Below are 4,837 nucleotides of genomic sequence, written 5' to 3'. Positions count from 1 at the left end.
AGACGTGGTACCGGAAACCACCGCTCTATCCGACTGAGCTATGGGCGCATGATAATAGAAAACACTTCATTTTCTTCTCATAATAATAGCAATAAAATCCATCTAAATCAATAAAAATATCCCCGTAATCCTTTATGACGCTTAGTTATGAGTATATTAACAAAGCACCCCCCTAAATTTTCCAATCATAAATTCACCCCAACTCACAAATTATAATCTTTGAATTGATATTCCAAAGGAGGCTTCATTCAATGACTGTAATTACGAAATTAAAACAAACTGTTTCTGGATTAAAAAGTGCACAAGCTAGCTTAGAGGGATTCGCTCTTGATACGGATAACCAACAAGCTAAGCAACTTTTCCAAACAGCTGCACAGCAAACACAAACGATTATCGATTCTTTAAACCCACGCGTTGAAGAAGTCAAACAAGAAGAACCACAATACTCACAGCAATAACGAATCAGTCTTGCTGTGAAATAGAAAAAGGATGATATGCAGTCATCCTTTTTCTATCACATTACATATTGCAATAGAAATGGAATGATAAATATGCAAAAACTCGGACTCATAACCGTATTATTTGCCCTTCTATTTAGCTCTTTTACCGGATGTGATAATAGTCCTTTAGATAAAAAAGTGAAAGAAGAAGCAAAACGAACGGAGAAAGAGAAAGGTCCAAAGTTAACAAAAACGAGTATGGAATCCTTTAATCAATCTATATCACAAGGAGCCAAGAAAAGAGCTCTCACTATGGATGAAATTATAAAAAGTACAGCAGTAAATTCAAATTTAGATCTCTACATAGCAGTTACACCTGAGCATCACGAAAGATTTGGATTAAAACCTCTCCGTAAGAAGCTCCAAAAGCAGCTAAGTGATGAGCACCCCACTTTCGATGTTCGTGTAAGTACAGATAAAAAAATCTTTATGTTACTTGAAAAGCTTGAAAGAAAAATTAAGGAAAAGAAAATATCTAAAGATGAAATTAATAAACAATTAAAATTCATTGGTAAAAAAATGGAGTCTAACACTTAACGCTTTTTAAAAGAAAAGGAAGGTTTGCAATGTCTAGTAAAGATAAAAACTTAACCCCTGTGCAACAGGAATATAAAAAATTCGAGCAAGAACGCGAACCGAAGCGTCCTGTCTTAAAAAACTGTATAAAAGCCTTTTTCGTTGGTGGTTTCATTTGCCTAATTGGGCAACTCATTTCTACTTTTTATATTACGTATTTCGATTTCACTGAACGCTCAGCAGGGAATCCAACAGTCGCAACTCTTATTTTCATCTCCATGTTATTAACTGGATTTGGTATATACGATCGGTTTGGTCAATTTGCCGGAGCAGGCACAGCTGTACCTGTCACTGGATTTGGTAACTCCGTTATTGCCGCATGTATCGAACACCGCACAGAAGGTTTTGTACTCGGCGTTGGTGGTAACATGTTTAAATTAGCTGGTTCTGTTATTTTATTTGGTGTATTTTCCGCTTTCGTCATCGCACTTATTAAAACGATTCTCGTTCAATGGGGAGGGCTATAAATGTTACAAGGACACCGAACGTGGGTATTTGAAAACAAACCAGTTATTATTTCGACGGGAGTCGTTGGCGGGCCGTTTGAAGCTAAAGGCAAAATTCCAGAAGACTTCGATACCCTCCATGAAGATTTATGGCTCGGACAAGATTCCTATGAAAAAGCACATAAAATTTTGTTCGAAGAAGCTTGTAGCCGCGCTACTGAAAAGGCAAAACTTCGTAAAGACGATATTCAATTTGTACTCGCAGGCGATTTAATTAATCAAATTACCCCTACAAGCTTTGCTTGCCGTACACTGGGCACTCCTTATCTCGGACTATTCGGCGCTTGTTCTACTTCTATGGAAGGTTTAGCACTTGGAGCAAGTATCGTAAATGCAAAAGGCGCAAAATATTTATTAACTGGTGCATCCAGTCATAATACAGCTGTAGAAAAACAGTTCCGCTATCCTACCGAATATGGTGGGCAAAAACCACCTACCGCGCAGTGGACAGTAACCGGAGCAGGAGCTGCTATTTTAAGCGATACTGGACACGGTCCTAGGGTAACATCTGCCACAATCGGACGAGTGGTTGATATGGGATTAACAGATCCATTTAATATGGGAGGTGCAATGGCTCCAGCTGCCGTTGATACAATTGAAGCCCATTTACGCGAACGACAAATTGATGCCTCTTACTACGATTTAATCGTAACGGGTGACCTCGGACATGTAGGACGCGAAATTGCTTATGACTTATTACATAAACACGGAACGAAAGTAACGAGCGAACAGTTTCAAGATTGCGGGCTGCTCATTTATAGAGAAGGGCAACCTGTCATCGCTGGCGCTAGTGGACCAGGGTGTTCCGCAACGGTCGTATACGGTCACTTATTAAACCGAATGAAAAGAGGAGAGTTTAATAAAATACTTGTCGTTGCGACAGGCGCTTTACTATCTCCACTTACATTCCAACAAGAAGAAACGATTCCGTGTATCGCTCATGCCGTTTCGATTGAATTTGGAGGTGCAACGCAATGATTTTTTTCTGGGCTTTCGTCATTGGCGGACTTATATGTGTAATCGGCCAACTTATGTTTGATGTTGGAAAGCTAACACCAGCTCATACAATGGCAACACTCGTTGTTGCTGGAGCTATATTAGATGGATTCAATTTGTATGAACCATTAATTGATTTCGCTGGAGCTGGGGCAACTGTACCTATTACAAGCTTTGGTAATGCCCTCGTTCACGGTGCAATGGAAGAAGCTGCAAAACATGGCATCGTTGGCGTTATTACCGGCATGTTTAAAGTAACAAGCGCCGGTGTATCCGCAGCTATTATTTTCGGCTTCATCGGAGCATTGCTATTCAAACCGAAAGGATAAGGTGTTCGTATGACAGTTATCGCTAGCGTCAAAACCTGCCTTGCTAGTGTAAGGGGCGCTCAAGCAAGTTTGAGCTCCCTTTCACTACATTCACAGGACGCAGAATCAAAACGTGTATTTCATGAATGTATGTTAGAAATGGAGAGCATCATCGCTGATTTACAAAATAGAGTTTCAGTATTAGAACGTGAAGAACCTCAATATAAAGGGTTTTAAGTAGACTGGAGGAAATGACTATGTCTCACCTGCCGGAATGGACACTTGTCATTCTTCGCTCTGTATTCATATTAATTATTTTATTCGCTATTACGAAATGGTTAGGGAAAAGACAAATCTCTCAGCTCTCCTTTTTTGAATACATAGCCGGAATGACAATCGGTGACATCGCTGCCCAAGTATCTACAGGGCTCGATTCAAAATTTTTCCACGGCGTCTTTGCGATACTCATTTTCGCTGCGGTACCTTTTTTCACAGGAATCCTCTCTTTAAAGAACAAAACAGCTCGGGACTTCTTTGAAGGGAAATCTACCGTATTAATAAAAGATGGAAAGATACTCGAAGATAACTTGAAGAAAGAAAAATATACGAGTGACGAATTACTTGAACTACTTAGAGGAAAAAGTGCATTCAGCGTAGCTGAAGTCGAATTCGCTGTCTTAGAACCGAGCGGAGAATTAAATGTATTATTAAAGAAAGATTCCCAGCCACTTACAGCAAAAGACATCGGTTTAAAAGTAGCAAACGAAAAAGAACCACAAACTGTTATTATGGATGGCAATGTCTTAGATGAACCGCTATCCGCAAGTGGACATAACCGCGCTTGGCTACATGCTGAACTAGAAAAGCTCGGTGTTGTTATCGAAAATGTCTTTCTCGGTCAAGTTGATTCATACGGACAACTGACTATCGACATTTATAATGACAAACTACAAATGCCTTCTCCTCAAAACAAACCTTTATTATTGGCATCATTAAAAAAATGTCATGCTGATCTTGAACTATTTTCCTTAGAAACAAAGTCGAAATCAGCGAGCGAAATGTATAGTAAAAACGCGAAACAAATCGAAAAGATTTTAAATAAAGTAACCTATCTTTTAAAAGAATAGATATCGAAAGAACGCTTCAGTTAAAAGGCGTTCTTTTCTTTTTTCTACAGTTTTTATAACGTTTAAATTTATGTAATTCGGTTATGATGTTGAAGATACATAAGCAGGGAATTTCAAAAACATAGCGAATATTTCATGGTACAACTACATATTTTTTTGATTTAAAGTGGTTTCGTTTGACCTTTATTGACCATAATTGTATTATAAGACTAAGAAAGCTTTATAAGGAGGAAATAACAGATGAATTTAATTCCTACAGTAATTGAACAAACAAATCGTGGAGAACGCGCTTACGATATTTACTCTCGACTATTAAAAGACCGCATCATTATGCTTGGTAGCGCAATTGATGACAACGTAGCTAACTCAATCGTTTCCCAGCTTTTATTCTTGGAATCTCAAGATCCAGAAAAAGATATTCACATCTACATCAACAGCCCTGGTGGTTCTATCACAGCAGGTATGGCAATTTACGATACAATGCAGTTTATTAAACCGCAAGTATCAACAATCTGTATCGGTATGGCTGCATCTATGGGTGCATTCTTACTTGCAGCAGGTGAAAAAGGAAAACGTTATGCACTTCCAAACAGTGAAGTAATGATTCACCAACCACTTGGTGGTGCACAAGGTCAAGCGACTGAAATCGAAATCGCTGCTAAACGTATTCTATTCTTACGTGAAAAACTAAACCAAATTCTTGCTGACCGCACAGGTCAACCACTTGAAGTACTACAACGCGACACAGACCGCGACAACTTCATGACAGCAGAAAAAGCTTTAGAATACGGTTTAATCGATAAGATCTTTACAAATCGTTAATA

Annotated in this window: 8 protein-coding genes; all 8 read left to right on the top strand. The window is 38.7% G+C overall.

The genetic code is table 11. From position 1 onward, the window contains the following. Positions 1-251: 251 nt before the first annotated feature. A complete protein-coding gene (locus PDQ33_RS28265; RefSeq protein WP_000216164.1) occupies positions 252-458 on the top strand; it encodes a DUF1657 domain-containing protein in 207 nt (68 codons plus the stop codon). A gap of 93 nt (positions 459-551) precedes the next feature. Next, positions 552-1,037, top strand: a complete 486-nt coding sequence (locus PDQ33_RS28260; protein WP_001170597.1) for a YhcN/YlaJ family sporulation lipoprotein — start codon at positions 552-554, stop codon at positions 1,035-1,037. Positions 1,038-1,066: 29 nt separating this feature from the next. Beyond that, on the top strand, positions 1,067-1,543 hold the full coding sequence (spoVAC, locus tag PDQ33_RS28255) for a stage V sporulation protein AC (protein WP_000095403.1): 477 nt from the start codon (positions 1,067-1,069) through the stop codon (positions 1,541-1,543). Next, entirely contained in the window at positions 1,544-2,560 is a 1,017-nt protein-coding gene (gene spoVAD, locus PDQ33_RS28250; protein ID WP_000938965.1) for a stage V sporulation protein AD, read from the top strand. It abuts the gene before it with no gap. Continuing rightward, a complete protein-coding gene (gene spoVAE, locus PDQ33_RS28245; protein WP_000575919.1) occupies positions 2,557-2,907 on the top strand; it encodes a stage V sporulation protein AE in 351 nt (116 codons plus the stop codon). The genes spoVAD and spoVAE overlap by 4 nt, the downstream gene beginning before the upstream one ends. 9 nt (positions 2,908-2,916) lie before the next feature. Continuing rightward, entirely contained in the window at positions 2,917-3,123 is a 207-nt protein-coding gene (locus PDQ33_RS28240; protein WP_000215901.1) for a DUF1657 domain-containing protein, read from the top strand. Between the two features lie 20 nt (positions 3,124-3,143). Beyond that, positions 3,144-4,013, top strand: a complete 870-nt coding sequence (locus PDQ33_RS28235; RefSeq protein ID WP_016362034.1) for a DUF421 domain-containing protein — start codon at positions 3,144-3,146, stop codon at positions 4,011-4,013. Between the two features lie 240 nt (positions 4,014-4,253). Continuing rightward, positions 4,254-4,835, top strand: a complete 582-nt coding sequence (gene clpP, locus PDQ33_RS28230; protein WP_001049162.1) for an ATP-dependent Clp endopeptidase proteolytic subunit ClpP — start codon at positions 4,254-4,256, stop codon at positions 4,833-4,835. The last annotated feature ends 2 nt before the right edge of the window (positions 4,836-4,837 follow it).

The sequence above is a fragment of the Bacillus cereus group sp. Bc031 genome (genome assembly GCF_027716265.1).
In the GTDB taxonomy this organism is placed as follows: Bacteria; Bacillota; Bacilli; order Bacillales; family Bacillaceae_G; genus Bacillus_A; species Bacillus_A paranthracis.
The sequence above is the reverse complement of the archived record's forward strand: the minus strand, read 5'-3'. Positions and strand labels throughout refer to the sequence as shown.

Excerpts from the sequence above, each read along its gene's own strand:
- PDQ33_RS28265 (WP_000216164.1), top strand. The coding sequence starts at position 252 with ATGACTGTAATTACGAAATTAAAACAAACTGTTTCTGGATTAAAAAGT.
- PDQ33_RS28260 (WP_001170597.1), top strand. The coding sequence starts at position 552 with ATGCAAAAACTCGGACTCATAACCGTATTATTTGCCCTTCTATTTAGC.
- spoVAC (WP_000095403.1), top strand. The coding sequence starts at position 1,067 with ATGTCTAGTAAAGATAAAAACTTAACCCCTGTGCAACAGGAATATAAA.
- spoVAD (WP_000938965.1), top strand. The coding sequence starts at position 1,544 with ATGTTACAAGGACACCGAACGTGGGTATTTGAAAACAAACCAGTTATT.
- spoVAE (WP_000575919.1), top strand. The coding sequence starts at position 2,557 with ATGATTTTTTTCTGGGCTTTCGTCATTGGCGGACTTATATGTGTAATC.
- PDQ33_RS28240 (WP_000215901.1), top strand. The coding sequence starts at position 2,917 with ATGACAGTTATCGCTAGCGTCAAAACCTGCCTTGCTAGTGTAAGGGGC.
- PDQ33_RS28235 (WP_016362034.1), top strand. The coding sequence starts at position 3,144 with ATGTCTCACCTGCCGGAATGGACACTTGTCATTCTTCGCTCTGTATTC.
- clpP (WP_001049162.1), top strand. The coding sequence starts at position 4,254 with ATGAATTTAATTCCTACAGTAATTGAACAAACAAATCGTGGAGAACGC.